General features: G+C 60.0%; 17 protein-coding genes. 5 read left to right on the plus strand and 12 right to left on the minus strand.

The features are described from left to right. Positions 1–6: 6 nt before the first annotated feature. Together AC2GXZ_RS04710 and AC2GXZ_RS04715 are read right to left on the minus strand one after the other, a co-directional pair. Positions 7–828: a DUF1365 domain-containing protein gene (locus AC2GXZ_RS04710; RefSeq protein ID WP_483757945.1), complete on the minus strand. Its 822-nt coding sequence runs from the start codon at positions 826–828 to the stop codon at positions 7–9. Beyond that, complete coding sequence (locus tag AC2GXZ_RS04715; protein WP_483757946.1) at positions 825–2,174, minus strand: NAD(P)/FAD-dependent oxidoreductase; 1,350 nt, start codon at positions 2,172–2,174, stop codon at positions 825–827. The genes AC2GXZ_RS04710 and AC2GXZ_RS04715 overlap by 4 nt, the downstream gene beginning before the upstream one ends. Positions 2,175–2,400: 226 nt before the next feature. Between AC2GXZ_RS04715 and AC2GXZ_RS04720 the strand changes: the two genes are divergently transcribed. From AC2GXZ_RS04720 to AC2GXZ_RS04730, 3 genes are read left to right on the plus strand one after another with little or no spacing between them, the layout of a single operon-like run. Beyond that, the gene (locus tag AC2GXZ_RS04720) at positions 2,401–2,985 is read left to right on the plus strand and encodes a sigma-70 family RNA polymerase sigma factor (RefSeq protein ID WP_483757947.1); all 585 of its coding nucleotides are present in this window, start codon (positions 2,401–2,403) and stop codon (positions 2,983–2,985) included. Further along, entirely contained in the window at positions 2,982–3,662 is a 681-nt protein-coding gene (locus AC2GXZ_RS04725) for a ChrR family anti-sigma-E factor (RefSeq protein WP_483757948.1), read from the plus strand. The genes AC2GXZ_RS04720 and AC2GXZ_RS04725 overlap by 4 nt, the downstream gene beginning before the upstream one ends. Before the next feature lie 15 nt (positions 3,663–3,677). Further along, complete coding sequence (locus AC2GXZ_RS04730; RefSeq protein ID WP_483757949.1) at positions 3,678–4,085, plus strand: DUF2177 family protein; 408 nt, start codon at positions 3,678–3,680, stop codon at positions 4,083–4,085. Positions 4,086–4,118: 33 nt separating this feature from the next. Here the strand turns inward: AC2GXZ_RS04730 and AC2GXZ_RS04735 are convergent, their stop codons facing one another. Further along, positions 4,119–4,508 (minus strand): response regulator, encoded by a 390-nt coding sequence (locus AC2GXZ_RS04735; RefSeq protein WP_483757950.1) that lies wholly within the window; start codon positions 4,506–4,508, stop codon positions 4,119–4,121. 155 nt (positions 4,509–4,663) lie between these two features. Beyond that, positions 4,664–5,599 carry a DnaJ C-terminal domain-containing protein gene (locus AC2GXZ_RS04740; protein WP_483757951.1) on the minus strand — a complete coding sequence of 312 codons (936 nt, stop codon included), beginning with the start codon at positions 5,597–5,599 and terminating at the stop codon, positions 4,664–4,666. 437 nt (positions 5,600–6,036) lie between these two features. On the opposite strand from AC2GXZ_RS04740, the gene AC2GXZ_RS04745 reads away from it, so the two are divergent. Further along, positions 6,037–6,762: a Crp/Fnr family transcriptional regulator gene (locus AC2GXZ_RS04745; RefSeq protein WP_483757952.1), complete on the plus strand. Its 726-nt coding sequence runs from the start codon at positions 6,037–6,039 to the stop codon at positions 6,760–6,762. A gap of 95 nt (positions 6,763–6,857) precedes the next feature. On the opposite strand, the gene AC2GXZ_RS04750 is transcribed toward AC2GXZ_RS04745, so the two are convergent. After that, complete coding sequence (locus AC2GXZ_RS04750; RefSeq protein WP_483757953.1) at positions 6,858–7,220, minus strand: response regulator; 363 nt, start codon at positions 7,218–7,220, stop codon at positions 6,858–6,860. 202 nt (positions 7,221–7,422) lie between these two features. On the opposite strand from AC2GXZ_RS04750, the gene AC2GXZ_RS04755 reads away from it, so the two are divergent. Next, a complete protein-coding gene (locus AC2GXZ_RS04755) occupies positions 7,423–8,139 on the plus strand; it encodes a Crp/Fnr family transcriptional regulator (RefSeq protein WP_483757954.1) in 717 nt (238 codons plus the stop codon). Between the two features lie 9 nt (positions 8,140–8,148). Here the strand turns inward: AC2GXZ_RS04755 and AC2GXZ_RS04760 are convergent, their stop codons facing one another. The 7 genes from AC2GXZ_RS04760 to AC2GXZ_RS04790 all read right to left on the minus strand — a co-directional run bounded on the left by AC2GXZ_RS04760 (position 8,149) and on the right by AC2GXZ_RS04790 (position 14,962). After that, entirely contained in the window at positions 8,149–8,379 is a 231-nt protein-coding gene (locus AC2GXZ_RS04760; RefSeq protein WP_483757955.1) for a DUF6894 family protein, read from the minus strand. Between the two features lie 90 nt (positions 8,380–8,469). After that, positions 8,470–9,705, minus strand: coding sequence for a peptidase T (gene pepT, locus AC2GXZ_RS04765; protein ID WP_483757956.1), 1,236 nt, complete (start codon positions 9,703–9,705; stop codon positions 8,470–8,472). Between the two features lie 151 nt (positions 9,706–9,856). Then, positions 9,857–11,137: a TRAP transporter large permease gene (locus AC2GXZ_RS04770; RefSeq protein ID WP_483757957.1), complete on the minus strand. Its 1,281-nt coding sequence runs from the start codon at positions 11,135–11,137 to the stop codon at positions 9,857–9,859. Beyond that, positions 11,137–11,658 (minus strand): TRAP transporter small permease, encoded by a 522-nt coding sequence (locus AC2GXZ_RS04775; protein WP_483757958.1) that lies wholly within the window; start codon positions 11,656–11,658, stop codon positions 11,137–11,139. Before AC2GXZ_RS04775 ends, AC2GXZ_RS04770 begins: the two co-directional genes overlap by 1 nt. Before the next feature lie 226 nt (positions 11,659–11,884). Then, positions 11,885–12,814: a TRAP transporter substrate-binding protein gene (locus tag AC2GXZ_RS04780; RefSeq protein WP_483758269.1), complete on the minus strand. Its 930-nt coding sequence runs from the start codon at positions 12,812–12,814 to the stop codon at positions 11,885–11,887. A 118-nt stretch (positions 12,815–12,932) separates the two neighbouring features. Then, a complete protein-coding gene (locus AC2GXZ_RS04785; RefSeq protein ID WP_483757959.1) occupies positions 12,933–13,814 on the minus strand; it encodes an amidohydrolase family protein in 882 nt (293 codons plus the stop codon). After that, on the minus strand, positions 13,814–14,962 hold the full coding sequence (locus tag AC2GXZ_RS04790) for a mandelate racemase/muconate lactonizing enzyme family protein (RefSeq protein WP_483757960.1): 1,149 nt from the start codon (positions 14,960–14,962) through the stop codon (positions 13,814–13,816). The genes AC2GXZ_RS04785 and AC2GXZ_RS04790 overlap by 1 nt, the downstream gene beginning before the upstream one ends. Positions 14,963–14,965: the final 3 nt, after the last annotated feature.

Genomic DNA, 14,965 nt, shown 5'->3' on the forward strand with positions numbered 1-14,965 from the left:
GCCGGATCAGCGGGTTTCAGACGGTTCGCTTCTCGTCACGACAGTGGCCGAGCGGGGAGCGGCTGCGCGGGTATGACGGTGGATCGGCACGCGTTTGGCCCAGAGTTTGAAAGCTTCCCAATGGATCGCAGCGGTGACCTTCAGCGTCATCAGCGGATAACGCAGGAATGCCATTGCGAGGGTGCGGTCGGTCAGCGGTTTTCGAGCACCCTGGAACATGGCGTAGAGAAGCATGCCGTCCTTGTCGGACTCCTTGATGGCGATGCGCACCCTGTCGGCGGGCGGGCGGACGGTGAAATCATACTGGCAGTCCATCGGAATGAACGGCGAGACATAGAGATTTTTGGCGCAGGAATGGCTGACAAGACCGTCTGCGCCGGTGCCGTCATCGATTGCAGCCTTGGGCGAGACCGGGATGATATAGGAATGGCGTTCGTGAAAGGTGTTGCAGACCTCGTAGATGATCGCGCGCAGATGATCGTTTGGGCCGTAGCAGAAATAGACGGTCAGCGGATTGAAGACGTAACCGAAAATGCGCGGATAGCAGAGCACCTTTACCCGTAGCTCGTCCGTTGCAAGACCCGCCTCGTCGAGCTGTCGTGCGACCCAGGGCTTCAGGTCTTTCTCGAGACCGGACCCATGATCCTTTTCCCAGAAGCTGAAAAGGCCGAAGCGGTCGGTGGAGAACAGCCATAGGGACCGATCAAGTCCCGGCAATTCGTCGAGATCGAGAAGCATCGAGAAAACGCTGTAGCGCAGGTTATGCTTTTTCGGCCTCAGCCGCGAATGGACGACATCGCCGGTGTAGAGGCTGGAGGTCTCTGTCATTCGGCGGCTTCCCGTGTTTCGGGCCTGAAATTCGCGATATGGATCCTGCCGGACTCGTTTTCGACCGTCCAGGGGCGGCGCGCATCGGCGAGTGCCTCGGCGACCGCAAGACCGGACTGCAACCCGTCCTCGTGAAATCCGCTGCCGAAATAGGCGCCGCAGAACCATGTGCGGTTGACGCCCTGCAATTCCCACAGGCGGCTCTGAGCTGCTATGGCGCGGCCGTCGAAGCGAGGATGGGTATAATCATAGATGCCATGCACGAGATCGGGCTGTGGGTCTCGATTGGGGTTGAGCGTGACGAACAGGTCTTGGGTGGTGTCGAGTTTCTGCAGCTGGTTCATCCAGTAGCTGAGGCACAGCGCCTGATTGTCAGCGCCGCGGCGACCGCTCAGGTAATTCCAGCTCGACCAGACATTTCGGCATTTTGGCATCAGCGACGGATCGCTGTGCAATATAGCCCTGTTCTGCGTGTAACCGAAGGCGCCGAGCAGATTGCGTTCCTGTTCGCCCGCATCGGCCAACATGGCAAGTGCCTCGTCGGCATGGGCTGCGATGACGACATCGTCGAAGATATCCGCATTGCCGCCGGCATCGGTGACGGTCACGCCATTGGCGTCGCGGCGGATCGAGACAACCGGCGCGTTGAGCCTGATCGTACCGCCAAAATCGGCAGCGATACGCCTGACATATTCCCGGCTGCCACCATCGACCGTGCGCCATTGCGGACGTCCGGACAGGCGCAGCAGGCCGTGATTGACGAAGAAGCGCAGGAACGCATGGAGTGGGTAATCCTGCATCTCGCGTGCCGTCGTTGACCAGATCGCGGCGCCCATCGGGATCAGGTGGTCATCGATGAAGGCGGCGGAATAGCGTTCCTGGCGCAGGTATTGGCCAAGCGTCAAGTTCTGGGTCTCGGGGCGATCGAGCAGGGCCGGGGCCTGCCTGTAGAATTTGAGGACGTCGCGCAGCATTTTCCAGAAACGCGGACGAAGCAGGTTTCGTTTCTGGCCGATGAGGCCCTTCAGGCTAGTTCCGCTATATTCGAAACCGCCGCCGTCCATAGAGGCGGCAAAGGACATGTCCGAGTTCAGCGTCGGCACGTTCAGATGATCGAAAAGCGCCACCAGATTGGGATAGTTGACCTCGTTATAGACAATGAAGCCGGTATCGACGGCGACGCTGCGCCCGCCAAGCGAAACCGTCGCCGTATGGGCGTGGCCGCCCAGCCGGTCGGCGCTTTCATAAAGCGTCACGTCCCTGGTCTTCGATAGCAGCCATGCGGCCGACAGGCCGCTGACGCCCGATCCGATGACCGCCACTCGCGCCGTCTGGGGTGATTTCATCCCGGCCAAAGTCCTCATCCCTCAATCTTCTCATATATCTGAGCATGACTACGAGACTGGGTGCCAACTGGATCTGCGGAATTTTTCTGAAAGCGACGTGATCCGGCCTGTTTGGCGCGGCGTAATGCTTGCCATGAACCTGAGTATTCCTATCTCGCCTAATAAGTGGCAAAAGATGCGACCGGCAGCGGCAAGGCTGGGCGGTCGCGTGGTGCATGGGCTCGGGATGAAAAACAAGAATTTCGATGGCTTGTCGGTCGACGATCTTGCGAAAGGCGAGATGGTCCGGCTGCTTTCCATCGTTGGGCGCGAGCGCAGCGTCGAGGCGTTCGAAGGCGTTTTCCGCTTTTACGCCCCACGCATTCGCGCCTTCATGGTTTCCAAGACACGGGATCGTCAGGCGGCAGAGGAGTTGATGCAGGAAACCATGACGGCCGTCTGGAACAAGGCCGCACAGTTCGATCCTGCCCGCGGCAATGTCTCAGCCTGGATCTACACGATCGCGCGAAACATCAGGATCGATGCCTTTCGGCGCAAACGGCCGGAATTCGACATCAATGATCCGGCCTTCGTGGCGGATGACGTTCCGCCGGCGGATCAGGAATTCCAGCAGCTTCAGGAAGCCCAGTTGCTGCGCGGCGCAATGGCGACGCTGCCTGCCGAACAGCTCGATGTGTTGAGGCGTGCATTTTTCGACGAAGCGTCGCATGCAACGATCGCGCATGATCTCGGTGTTCCGCTCGGCACGGTGAAATCGCGCATCCGGCTTGCCTGCGAGAAGCTGCGCTCAGCACTGGATGGCCGGCTATGAGCGTCAAGCACCACCTTAGCGACGATTTCCTGGTCGACTACGCGTCGGGGAGCCTCGGCGAAGGCTGGAGCCTCGTCGTCGCAAGCCATCTGGCGCTTTGCCCCGAATGTCGGCAGCGCCTTGCAACAATCGAGGGGGCTGCCGGGGCGCTTCTCGACAAGGCAGCTCAAAGCGGTAACGAGGACGAGGCGTGGGCGCGGTTCAAAACCGGTGCTCTCGACCTGAAGGCCGAGGACGTCACATCGCCTTCATCTGGGCCTTCATCCAGGCATCCATCCGGCGAGCGCAAGGTGGCCGTGCTTCCCGAACCCTTGCGTTCCTATGTGGGTGGCGATCTGGCCGATCTCAAATGGCGGGCGCTCGGGCGCGGCGCCTACCAGATCCTGATCGATACCGGCGATCGCGACACCCAAGTAAGACTGCTGCGAATTCCCGCCGGAAAACCGGTGCCGGAACATACGCATGAAGGACGGGAGCTGACCCTGGTGCTGACCGGAAGTTTCCGCGACGGCGATGATCTGTTTGCGCGCGGTGATATCGAGGAAGCCGATGGCGACCTGTTGCATACGCCGCATGCGACGGAAGGCGAGGACTGCATCTGCCTTGCCGTCACCGAGGCGCCGCTGAAATTTTCGAGCTGGATCGTTCGACTGATGCAGCCAATCCTCAAGATCTGACGAACGGGGAATGTGATGGCCTATATTCTCGCCTATCTCGGCACCGCCATCGCATTTCTAGGGCTCGACTTCCTTTGGCTCGGCACGGTTGCGATCGGCTTTTATCGCAGCAGGATCGGCGAGCTTTTGCTGAACCAGCCGAATTTCATCGCAGCGGGCCTGTTCTATCTCTTCTACGTGGCGGGGATCGTTTATTTCGCCGTGCAGCCGGCACTGGTATCGGGAAGCTGGACGACGGCGGCTGTCGCCGGAGGTATTCTCGGCTTCATCGCGTATGGCACCTATGACATGACCAATATGGCGACGCTGAAGAACTGGTCACCGCTCGTGAGTGCCGTCGACATGGCTTGGGGCACCTGCCTCACCGGATTTGCGGCGGTCGTCGGTTATTGGGTGGCGCAGAAGTTTTCCGGCGTCTCGTGAGGTGGTGATCCGCCGGCGGCCGATGCCGGGACTTCAGGCATTGCTGCGAGCGCCGAATGTTTCCTTCATCAGTCGGTTGAGCTTCTGGCTATTCCACGGCTTCGGCAGCATGGGGAGGTCTTTAAGGCCGTTTTTCAAGTCCGGCAATTCCGCGTTATCGCTGCAGATGATTACGGGAACCTCTCTCTCCTGGAGTGCCTCGATGACCGGGAACGACAATTCCCCATGAAGATTGAGGTCGACGATCGCACCGGCAAGATCATTGCGCGGGATCGCGTCCAGAGCGTCGAGAATGCAACCGAAGGGGCCGACGATCTTGTGACCGGTTTGCAGTAGATGATCTTCCATATCCATCGCGAGTAGCAGGTCATCCTCGATAAGGAGGATCGTCGGACGGTCATTCAGAAAATCAGTTTCAGTCATCTTATCCTAACAGATGCATTTCCAGCTCCGGTCAGGATACTGACCGGGCCGGATGTTTCAACCGTGGCTTTCGTCTTACAAGACGTGTGACGGAGTACAAAGTTCCGTCTTTCCTGAAGGTTAAGACGGTGGGCCTGAAGGTTAAGACGGCGGCGTTAAAGGTTGAGATGGCGCCGCGGATCGCCGGCAGCGTGTTCAGACCAGGTTTCCATGAAGCGGGTGAGGTCGGCATCCGGCTTTTCCGGAAGGACGATCTTGACCGACACGAGCACATCGCCGTGCCTGCCGCCGTCTCCCTGAGCCCCTTTGCCCTTGAGGCGCAGGACGGTTCCGGTATTGGTGCCCGGCTTCAGGTTGAGGTTCACGTAACCCGCCGGCGTCGGCACCTTGACCTTGCCGCCGAGCACAGCCTCCCTGATGGTGATCGGCACCTCGACACGGATGTCGTCGCCGTCACGCTTGAAGAACGAATGCGGCTTGATCTTCACCTCGATCAGCGCGTCGCCGGTTTGACTTTTTGCCGAACCTTTGGCGCCCTTGCCGCGCAGTCTGAGGATCTGCCCGTCGCGGGTGCCCGCCGGGATCTTCACATCGAGCGATGTGCCGGCATCGAGCGAGATGCCGGTTGTCGTGCCGTTGATCGCGTCGAGGAAACCGACTTCCATCGTGTAGTGGACGTCGCCGCCGCCGGTGCGAAATTGTGAGCCGCCAAACGGGGAACTGGCGGGACCGCCGCCACGTCGCGACATGAAGCTGGCGAAAATATCGTCGAAGCCGCCAAATTGCGAAAACCCGCCCTGATCGAAAAATGCATCGCCGCCATCGGCGCCGGCATATTCGCGCTGCTGCTGGAATGGTGCGCGCTCGACGCCGTTGATATCGATCTCGCCGCGGTCGAAACGGGAACGCTTGCTCTCGTCGCCGAGGATTTCGTTGGCGGCCGATATCTCCTTGAAGATGTCCTCCGCCTTGCAATCGCCGGGATTGAGATCGGGGTGATATTTCTTGGCGAGTTTGCGGAAAGCGTTCTGGACGTCCTTTTGCGACGCGTCCTGCTTTACGCCCAATATTTCATACGGATCCTGTCTCATCGTAATCTCCAGACGCAACACACCAATTACAACCGCTGATGCTTCTTCCGATCCTGATATCGGTGGCCAGCGCGGATGGTTTCAGGCGACCTCACAGCGGCCCGGGTTGGTCTTGGACAAGGATCATGGACGGCGCTCCGCCATATCAGGCGGGCACTACAGGGGATCAAGCCTTCGTCGCACCATATCCTCATCAAGCAACATGGTCGGTAGACGCTGCGGAAGTCGTCTTGCTGGTCCCAATCAGGCGACCGGCAACCATGAGGTGGTGTCTTCAATCGGGAACTTCAAGTGAGGGAAGCCGTTATCGAAGCGCCCGCCACATGGCTGATCGTGTCGATAAACAGCCATGCGCGGTTCTGTAAGAGGAGAAATTCGCTCAGTGGAGACGGGCGAAAACCGAGTTGTATGAACCAAAGAGGATAAGAAGGAATAGGATGGATATGCGAAACCAGAACAAGCTCTTGGCGCTTCTTGCCCGCGATGAATACGCAGCCTTGAAACCTGTCTTGGAACCTATCGATCTTCCGCAAGGCTTCGTGCTGTCTGCGCCCGGAGAGCCGCTCGAATATTGTTATTTCCCGCTCTCGGGCGTGATATCGACCGTCGTCACGTCACCCTCGGGCAAACGGACTGAGATCGGGCTTTTGGGGCGCGAAGGTGTGAGCCCGGCCGGCATCGCACTCGGCGCCACCGATGCGCCTTATCTGGTCGTCATGCAGGTCCCTGGTCATGGTGTGCGTGTCCCGATCGGGATGATGCGTCAGATGATGGAAAGCCTGCCAGACCTCAAACAGATGCTGACGCGGTGGGCGCATGTGGCGCTGAGCCAGACTGCCTTCACGGCCCTGTCAAACGCCATCCATCCGGTCGACGAGCGGTTGGCGCGCTGGATATTGATGTGTCACGACCGGGTCGACGGCAATGCGATCGACCTGACGCATGAGTTTTTGGCGATCATGCTGTCGGTTCGCCGTCCGAGCGTGACTGTCGCTCTTCATGTTCTTGAGGGCAAGCAGCTGATCTATTCGCATCGCGGCACGATCATTGTCAGGGACAGGCCGGCGCTCGAACGTTTTGCAGCCGATTCCTATGGCGGCGCAGAGCGCGAATATCATCGGCTGTTCGGCAGTCTCGACGATCTGACGCTGCGATCGGCGTGATCAACGTCCTCGCCTTTCAGGTTTGCCTGCCGCGTGTCGCTTTTTGTGCCAGCCTTGATCCCGCCAAACCGAGATCAACTTTCGGAAGACCGCTTCTAGCCGTCTGCCAGCCGGATGCGGATGCGGTCTGCCAGATCATGCGGATCTGTGGGCTTGCTCATCCATTCGCTGCCATCAAACAATGCCGCGTCCCATTCCGAAGGTCTTTCGCTTCCCGAATAGATCATGAATGGGATGCGGTTTTGCTGGATATGGGAGAGGACCGGCTGACTGTCGCCGTCGTCCAGATAAAGATCGAGCAGTATGAAATCGGGTGACATATCCGCCAACCAGGCAAGTGCGTCTTTCTGGGAGCGGAGCGTGACGAGATTAAGCATACCCCTGTCAGCAAGCGCTTCCTCGATATCGAGCGAGATCAGCGGCTGGTCTTCCAGAAGCAATATGAGCTTATCAGGCAATTCGAATCTCTGACAGGACAAGATACTGATTAGTTAAACGGTTTTTACGCCCGTGTACCCCTTGGTCCGATACCGTACCGAGTGGTCCAGCCGGGTTGTGTCGCCCATTCTATGGTCATAGATGGAAATCGTTCAAATCAAGCGGAGACGTCTCGTTTCAGGGGAAGCCGAGCAGGCCGTGTTCTTCTATCAAGGATGAGCGATGGGTGATATTCGGCAAACGGCGGTCCGCAACAATCTGCTGCGGCTCATGCCACCTGACAGCTTTTCTGCACTCTCCGAAAATCTCGAATTTATCGATCTTCCACGCGGGTTCGAACTTTCCGAGCCGCATGCGGAGGCCGATTACGCCTATTTTCCCGAAACCGGTATAGCCTCGATCGTCGCCCGGTCACCGCTGGGACAGCACGCGGAGATCGGTATTTTCGGTCGCGACGGAATGACGCCGGCGGCCGTGGTGCTGGATGCGGGCACGGATCCGTTCTCGATCTTCATGCAGGTGCAGGGTCACGGCTACCGCATTCCGGCAAGCAGGCTGAAGGTGTTTCTGAATGGAGATGGCGCGCTCAAGGCGCTTCTGGGCAAATACGTCCAGGCGCTTTCGGTACAGGGCGCCTATACTTCGCTCTCCAATGCCGTCCATCATATCGACGAGCGGTTGGCACGGTGGATATTGATGTGTCACGATCGCACCGATGGCGACGAGATCAGCCTGACCCACGAATTCCTGTCGATCATGCTGGCGGTGCGACGCCCCAGCGTTACAACTGCTCTGCATATGCTGGAAGGCCGTAAGTTGATCTATTCCGAACGCGCCATGATCATCGTGCGGGACCGGCCAGCGCTCGAAGCCTTCGCAAGCGATGCTTACGGCGAGAGCGAACGCGAGTATATCCGGTTGCTTGGAGTTAACGCCTGAACGCGCTGCTCAGGCATAGGTCTTGGGAAACGGCACGGTTCCGACAATGGTGCCGCTGGCGTCTTGAACTTCAAAAAGCGTTTCAGCAGTGGTAAGCCCGCGCCTCAGCCGATCGGCGCTGAGCTCGCGGGCCGCGGCCCTTGCTTCACACAAAGCTGCATCGTCATCGATGAATTCGATCCCTTCGGCATCGTCATAGCTGTCGAAGGACGAACGGAGGTGGAAATAGTAGCGGGGCATGGAATATTACCTTTCCCATACCCTACCATCGAGCTGCCGATCGGTTCCCGAATTTCCTGAAACCGGATATTTCAGGTGAGAGGCGAGCGCTCAGGCGCGCTCTTCCCAGAGTTTGGCCAGCTCGACGATTGTGTTGACGGCGCGTTCCATGTCCTGGCTGCTGACCCATTCGAGTGGCGAGTGAAAGGCGTGGCCGCCGGCGAAGATATTGGGGCAGGGCAGGCCCATGAAGGAGAGGCGCGAACCATCCGTGCCGCCGCGTATGCTGCCGCGTACCGGTGTCATGCCGGCCCGGCTGATCGCTTCGATGGCGTGGTCGACGATCTCCGGGTGCTGATCGAGCACTTCCTTCATGTTGCGATACTGTTCGGTGATCTTCAGCACATGTGACGAACCGGGATAGGCTAACATCACCTCGTCGATCACGGATTGCAGCAGGTTGGCCTTGGTTTTCAGCCCATCGGTGGTGAAATCGCGCAGGATGAGGCTGATCGTTGCACCTTCCATCGTGCCGGTGACGGAGGTCGGGTGGATGAAGCCGTCGCGGCCTTTGGTGGTTTCCGGCGCCATGTCGCGCGGCAGTTTTGCGATTATGTCACCGGCGATGCGGATGGCGTTTTCCATCTTGCCATAGGCGAAGCCCGGATGAATGGCGACGCCCTTGATGAGGATCTCGGCGGCATCGGCGGAGAATGTCTCGTCCTCGATCGTGCCAGCGGTCTCACCGTCCAGCGTATAGCCGAAATCGGCGCCGAGCTTTTTCAGGTCGACCTTCTCGACGCCGCGGGCGATTTCCTCGTCGGGGGTGAAGAGGATGCGGATCGCGCCATGCTTGATGTCGGGATTGTCGATGAGGAATTTCGCCGCCGTCATGATCTCGGCAATGCCGGCCTTGTCGTCGGCGCCAAGTAGCGTGGTGCCGTCGGAGGTGACGATGTCGTTGCCGATCTGCTTTTTCAGTTCCGGATGTTCGCTCTGGAGGATGACGCGGCTTGGTTCGCCGGGAAGGGTGATGTCGCCGCCCTGATAGTTGCGGATGACCTGCGGCTTGACGTTGGTGCCGGAAAAATCCGGTGCGGTATCCATATGGGCGCAGAAGCAGATGACCGGGACATTGTTCTTGCCGGTATTCGACGGGATCGTGGCGTAGACATAACCGTGTTCGTCGAGTTCGGCATCCTTGATGCCGATGTCGCGCAGTTCCTGGAGAAGCAGCCGGCCGAGATCGAGCTGTTTGGCTGTCGAGGGCTGCGAGGGAGAAACGGCGTCGGACTGGGTGTCGATGACGACGTAACGAAGGAAACGGCTGGTCACAGTATCGGTCATGGCAAAATCCATATGGGCAAGCGATGCAATGACGCGACCATAACGGGCTTGGCGGGACGCGTGAACCACCAATTCTTGATGTGGGCAGGATGCTGAAACGACAGATCCCGCCGGAGCGGGATCTGGTGGTCTGTGTGGAGTTCAGGCGGCGCTACCTGAACACGGCTGGCAGCCAGAGCGACAGTGCCGGGATGTAGGTCACGAGCATCAGCACAAGCAGGCTTGCGCCGAAGAATGGCCAGATCGTCCGCATCGCTTCGCGGATCGATATGCCGCCGACCGCGCAACTGACGAAGAGGACGGTCCCGACCGGCGGCGTGTTCAGGCCGATGCCGGCATTCAGGATCATGATGACACCAAAATGGACCGGGTCGATGCCGAAGGCTTTCACCACCGGAAGCAGGATCGGCGTTGCGATGATGACCATCGGTGCCATGTCCATGAAGGTACCGAGCACGAGCAGGATGACGTTGATCATCAGGAGCACGATGATCGGGTTGTCGGAGATGGCGCTGATTGCGGCGATGATCAGCGTCTGCACCTGCAGGAAGGCCATCAGCCAGCCGAAGGATGCGGCCGTGCCGATGACGAGCAGGACCATGGCCGTGGTGCGCACCGCACCCATGACCGCCTCGACGAAACCCTCCCAATTCAGCTCTCGATAGACCAGCATGGCGACCAGGAAAGCGTAGAGCACGGCAATGCAGGAGCTTTCCGTGGCGGTGAAGACGCCGGAACGAACGCCGCCGAAGATGATGCCGATCAAAAGAATGCCGGGGAGCGAGGCGGCAAGGTAATAACCGACGCGAGCAAAGCCCGGAAAGGCATCGGCCGGATAACCGCGCTTCACCGCGACCCACCACGCGGTGAACATCAGCGCTGCGGCGAGCAGCAAGCCCGGGACGATGCCAGCGGTGAAGAGATCGGCGACCGAGACATTGCCGCCGGCGGCGATCGAATAGAGGATCATGTTATGCGATGGCGGGATCATCAGGGCGATGATGGCGGCATTGGCGGTGACGTTGACGGCATAGTCGCGGTCATAACCGCGGGCCGCCATCTGCGGGATCATCAGCCCGCCGACGGCAGACGCGTCTGCCACGGCAGAACCGGAAATGCCGCCGAACAGCGTCGAGGCGACGACGTTGACCTGGCCGAGGCCACCGCGCATGTGGCCGACAAGGCCGGCGGCGAAGCGGATCAACCTTGTCGCGATGCCGCCGCGCACCATCAGGTCGCCGGCAAAGATGAAGAACGGGATCGCCATCATGGCAAAAACGTTCATGCCGGAATTCAGCTGCTGGAAAACGACGATCGGCGGCAGGCCGAGATAAAGCACCGTCGCGAAGGATGAGATGCCGAGGCAGAACGCGATCGGCATGCCGATGATCATCAGGAAGGTGAAGGAAGCGAAAAGGATCGTATAGGCCATTATGCGGCCTCCTGAACAAGCACGTCGGCAGCGACTTCCTCGCCGATCGCGACGTCGATGAACCGTTCGAGTGAAAAGATGGTGATCATTGCGCCGCCGGCGATCATCGGGAAGAAATCCGTGCCGCCGGGCCAGCCGAGAACGGGGATGCGGGCGGTCCATGTGCCGGCGGCAAGCAGGACCGAATAATAGGCCATGCCGATGCCGAACAACACGATCAGGCCGAGGCTCAGAAGGTCCATTGCCTTTTGTATCGGCGGCGGCATGACGTAGCGGACGATATCGAGGCCGAGATGGACGCTTTCGCGCACGCCGACGGCCGCCCCCAGCATGATGAACCAGGACATAAGGTAAAGCGACAGCGGCTCCGACCAGCTCGGGCTGTCGTTCAATATATAGCGGCTGAAGACCTGCCAGCCGACGATCAACGTCATGGTGATCATGCCGATCCCGGCGATCCAGAGTAACAAGCGGCTGACCGCGCCGAGTGCGGGTTTTATTGCAAGCATGAAGTTTCGCATTGTTTCGTTCCTCCTCGATCCGGCGATTTCCCCCGGTGCCGGTTGATCTCTGCTACAGCCGAGTTCCCGCTCGCCGTTATCCTTGGGCTTGTCCCGAGGATCTGCTGTGGTCTCATGTTTTTCGATGTGATCAGATCCTTGGAACAAGCCCGAGGATGACGGCTGTGGGTATGCCTGCATTCAAGCAAGAACCGGCCCCATCAGGAGCCGGTCTTCGTTTCTGGTGTTATTTCACGGCCTGGATATCGGTCAGAAGCTGCTTCATTGCCGCGTCGGTGACGAACTTGTCGTAGACCGGCTTCATCGCGGCGGAGAACTCTTCCTTGTTGACCTCCATGACCTTGACGCCGGAGGCACGGACCTTCTCCTCCGAAGACTTTTCACGGGCGGTCCACAGTTCGCGCATCTTGACGACCGAATCCTTGGCGGCCTGGCGGATGACCTTCTGGTCGTCCGGGGTCAGCTTGTCCCAGGAGACCTTGGACATGACGAGGATTTCCGGGTTCATCGAATGCTGGGTCAGCGTGTAGTTCTTCGCCACTTCGTAATGGCGGGCGGATTCGTAGGAAGGCCAGTTGTTTTCAGCCCCGTCGACGACACCGGTTTCCAGCGAGGAATAGACCTCGCCCATCGGCATCGGGGTCGGGTTGGCGCCGAAGGCCTGCATCATGGCGATCCACAGATCCGACTGCTGGACGCGGATCTTCAGGCCCTTCAGGTCGGCGAGTTTCTCGACCGGCTTCTTGGTCGTGTAGAAGGAGCGGGCGCCCGAGTCGTAATAGGCAAGGCCGATCAGGCCGTGCGGTTCGAAGGCGGCCAAAATCTTGTCGCCGATCGGGCCGTCGACGACCTTGTGCATATGGTCGGTCGAGCGGAACAGGAAAGGCAGGCCAAGAACCACCGTTTCGGGGATCAGGTTGTTGAACGGTGCGGCATTGACCCGGTTCATGTCGATGACGCCGAAACGGGTCTGCTCGATCGTGTCCTTTTCGCCACCGAGCATCGAGTTGTTCATCACCTGGATGCTGATGCGGCCGCCGGTGCGCTCCTTGACGAGATCACCCATATATTTGACCGCGTCGACGGTCGGGTAGCCATCCGGATGGATGTCGGCGGAACGCAGGGTGACCTGCTGCGCATGGGCTGCCGGGGCCATCGAAATGGCCGTGGTTGCTGCGAGGGCGAGGCTCAGCGCCAGTCCCAGAGCTTTGGTGATTTTCATGTCTTCCTCCTCCAAGGTGCCGGCGCCTCCACGCGTCGGCGGTTTCAAAAAATCAACGCGTCGATGCACTCCATGCCGGAAAACCGAACAGGTCTTCCGGGTTGTTCACGAGGGCAAGCTGCAAGGCGGCTTCGTTCGGCAGCCAGCCAAGTACGGTATCTGTCAGTGCGGCATCATCCGGATAATCGGCCTGCTCGCGGGCCAGATTATGCGGCCAGTTGGTGCCCCAGACGATGCGTTCGGGGGCGTAGGCCGAAAGCTCGCGCGCAACCGCCGCCACGTCTTCGTAGGCGGGGCCACCCGCTTTCGACGATTCGTAGACGCCGGCGAACTTGAACCAGCATTTGCCGCCATCGATCAGCCGTTTGACGGCGGCGATCTCGTCGCCATCGGGGACTGCGCACGAAAAGAATTTGCCGTGGTGATCGAGCACCCAGCGTGACTTGAGTTTTGCGAGCCGCGTCTCGTGGTCGAGGATGTGGCTGCCATCGAACTGGACCGCGAGCATCCAGTCATGGGCGGCGGCCTTGTCATCGACGGCTTCGAGATCGGCAAGGCCGACCGCGCCGCCCGGCAGGTCCATGATACGCGCGCCGACAATACCGGCGGCGGTCAGGAACTCCATCTCGGCATCGCTGGTGGCCGTGTCGATGACGCCGACACCGCGGGCTCTCTCGCCCATCGCCCCGAGGCAGGCGACAAGATTGGCGTTGTCGCGCTGATGCGCATTGCCCTGGGTGATGACGACCCGGTCTATGCCGAGCCATGTCATCAGTTGGCGGTACTGATCCGGATCGGGCAGGGCGCCTGCCGGCAGGCCCGGACCGCCGGGAAGCGACGGGTATCCCGGCAGATACATATGCATCTGGCTGTCGACCGCACCCGCGGGCAGCTTCGTTTTCGGAGCAGGACCGGAGAGGGTGCGGGTGAGCATCAGGCGATCCCCTTGTCGTCGGGCATCCTGAATTCTCTCAATGCATCGCGGTTGATCTCGATGCCGAGGCCGGGACCGTTCGGGATCTGCACCACGCCGCGATCGTGTTCTATCGGCGTCTTGATCACCGCCTGACGGAAGGGATTGTCGGTACGGTCGAATTCGAGGATCGGTTCGATCGGGTTGACGCGGACGGGGCTCGGGATCATTGCCGCCATGAACTGAAGCGCGGCGGCTATATGGACGGCGGTGCCCCAGACATGCGGCACGACGCGGATGCCGTGCAGGGCTGCCAGGTCCGCAACGCGCTTGGCCTCGGTGAAACCGCCGACGCCGGCGAGATCCGGTTGAATGATGTCGATAGCGCGTGTCTCGATCGGTTCGCGCATGCCCCAGCGGCTGTGCCATGTCTCGCCGCCGGCTACGGGGATAGGCTGTTTCGCACGGACCTCGCGATAGGCGGCGAGTTGTTCCGGCACCACCGGTTCCTCGAACCAGTCGATACCGTATTCGGCGGCCGCATTGCCGAGCCTGATTGCCTCGATCGCGTCATAGCCGTGATTGGCATCGATCATCAGCCGCATGTCCGGTCCGGCCGCCTCGCGCACGGCGCGGATGACGCGAAGGTCCTCCTCGACGCCAAAACCGATCTTGATCTTGGTGGCGTGAAAACCTTCCGCCCGGTAGCGGGCAACGTCGGTGGCGTTGTCCTCCACCCGATCGACACCGTCGCGCTTGAAGCTGCCTGTCGCATAGGCGCGGATCGTCTCGCGGAACCGCCCGCCGAGCAGGATCGAAACCGGCACGCCGAAATGTTTGCCCTTGATGTCCCAGAGCGCGATGTCGATGCCCGAGAGTGCCGTGACGGCAAGGCCGCGCTGGCCCTGGTCGCGCAGGGCATTATAGAGGCGCGCCCAGATTTTTTCGGTTTCCAGCGGATTTTCGCCGATCAGCCAGTTCGCATAAGTGGCGACGACCGCGGCATTCGGCCGGGCCGGGCCGAGGCATTCGCCCCAGCCGATCGTGCCGTCGTCGCATTCGATCTCGACGAGCACATGGGCGCGACGGTCGAAGCGCATGGAAGCGCTTTCGAAGGCGACGTCGAGCCTGTGTTCGAGCAGATGAGTGCGGACCGCGCTGATTTTCATCGC

The sequence above is a fragment of the Aliirhizobium sp. YIM B11859 genome, from assembly GCF_057163345.1.

What these genes read in the sequence shown, in the direction of transcription:
- AC2GXZ_RS04720 (WP_483757947.1), top strand. Translation starts at nt 2,401, where the DNA reads ATGAAAAACAAGAATTTCGATGGCTTGTCGGTCGACGATCTTGCGAAA.
- AC2GXZ_RS04760 (WP_483757955.1), bottom strand. Translation starts at nt 8,379, where the DNA reads ATGCCCCGCTACTATTTCCACCTCCGTTCGTCCTTCGACAGCTATGAC.
- AC2GXZ_RS04780 (WP_483758269.1), bottom strand. Translation starts at nt 12,814, where the DNA reads ATGGCCCCGGCAGCCCATGCGCAGCAGGTCACCCTGCGTTCCGCCGAC.
- AC2GXZ_RS04790 (WP_483757960.1), bottom strand. Translation starts at nt 14,962, where the DNA reads ATGAAAATCAGCGCGGTCCGCACTCATCTGCTCGAACACAGGCTCGAC.
- AC2GXZ_RS04785 (WP_483757959.1), bottom strand. Translation starts at nt 13,814, where the DNA reads ATGCTCACCCGCACCCTCTCCGGTCCTGCTCCGAAAACGAAGCTGCCC.
- AC2GXZ_RS04740 (WP_483757951.1), bottom strand. Translation starts at nt 5,599, where the DNA reads ATGAGACAGGATCCGTATGAAATATTGGGCGTAAAGCAGGACGCGTCG.
- AC2GXZ_RS04770 (WP_483757957.1), bottom strand. Translation starts at nt 11,137, where the DNA reads ATGGCCTATACGATCCTTTTCGCTTCCTTCACCTTCCTGATGATCATC.
- pepT (WP_483757956.1), bottom strand. Translation starts at nt 9,705, where the DNA reads ATGACCGATACTGTGACCAGCCGTTTCCTTCGTTACGTCGTCATCGAC.
- AC2GXZ_RS04730 (WP_483757949.1), top strand. Translation starts at nt 3,678, where the DNA reads ATGGCCTATATTCTCGCCTATCTCGGCACCGCCATCGCATTTCTAGGG.
- AC2GXZ_RS04755 (WP_483757954.1), top strand. Translation starts at nt 7,423, where the DNA reads ATGGGTGATATTCGGCAAACGGCGGTCCGCAACAATCTGCTGCGGCTC.
- AC2GXZ_RS04775 (WP_483757958.1), bottom strand. Translation starts at nt 11,658, where the DNA reads ATGCGAAACTTCATGCTTGCAATAAAACCCGCACTCGGCGCGGTCAGC.
- AC2GXZ_RS04725 (WP_483757948.1), top strand. Translation starts at nt 2,982, where the DNA reads ATGAGCGTCAAGCACCACCTTAGCGACGATTTCCTGGTCGACTACGCG.
- AC2GXZ_RS04745 (WP_483757952.1), top strand. Translation starts at nt 6,037, where the DNA reads ATGGATATGCGAAACCAGAACAAGCTCTTGGCGCTTCTTGCCCGCGAT.
- AC2GXZ_RS04710 (WP_483757945.1), bottom strand. Translation starts at nt 828, where the DNA reads ATGACAGAGACCTCCAGCCTCTACACCGGCGATGTCGTCCATTCGCGG.
- AC2GXZ_RS04715 (WP_483757946.1), bottom strand. Translation starts at nt 2,174, where the DNA reads ATGAAATCACCCCAGACGGCGCGAGTGGCGGTCATCGGATCGGGCGTC.
- AC2GXZ_RS04735 (WP_483757950.1), bottom strand. Translation starts at nt 4,508, where the DNA reads ATGACTGAAACTGATTTTCTGAATGACCGTCCGACGATCCTCCTTATC.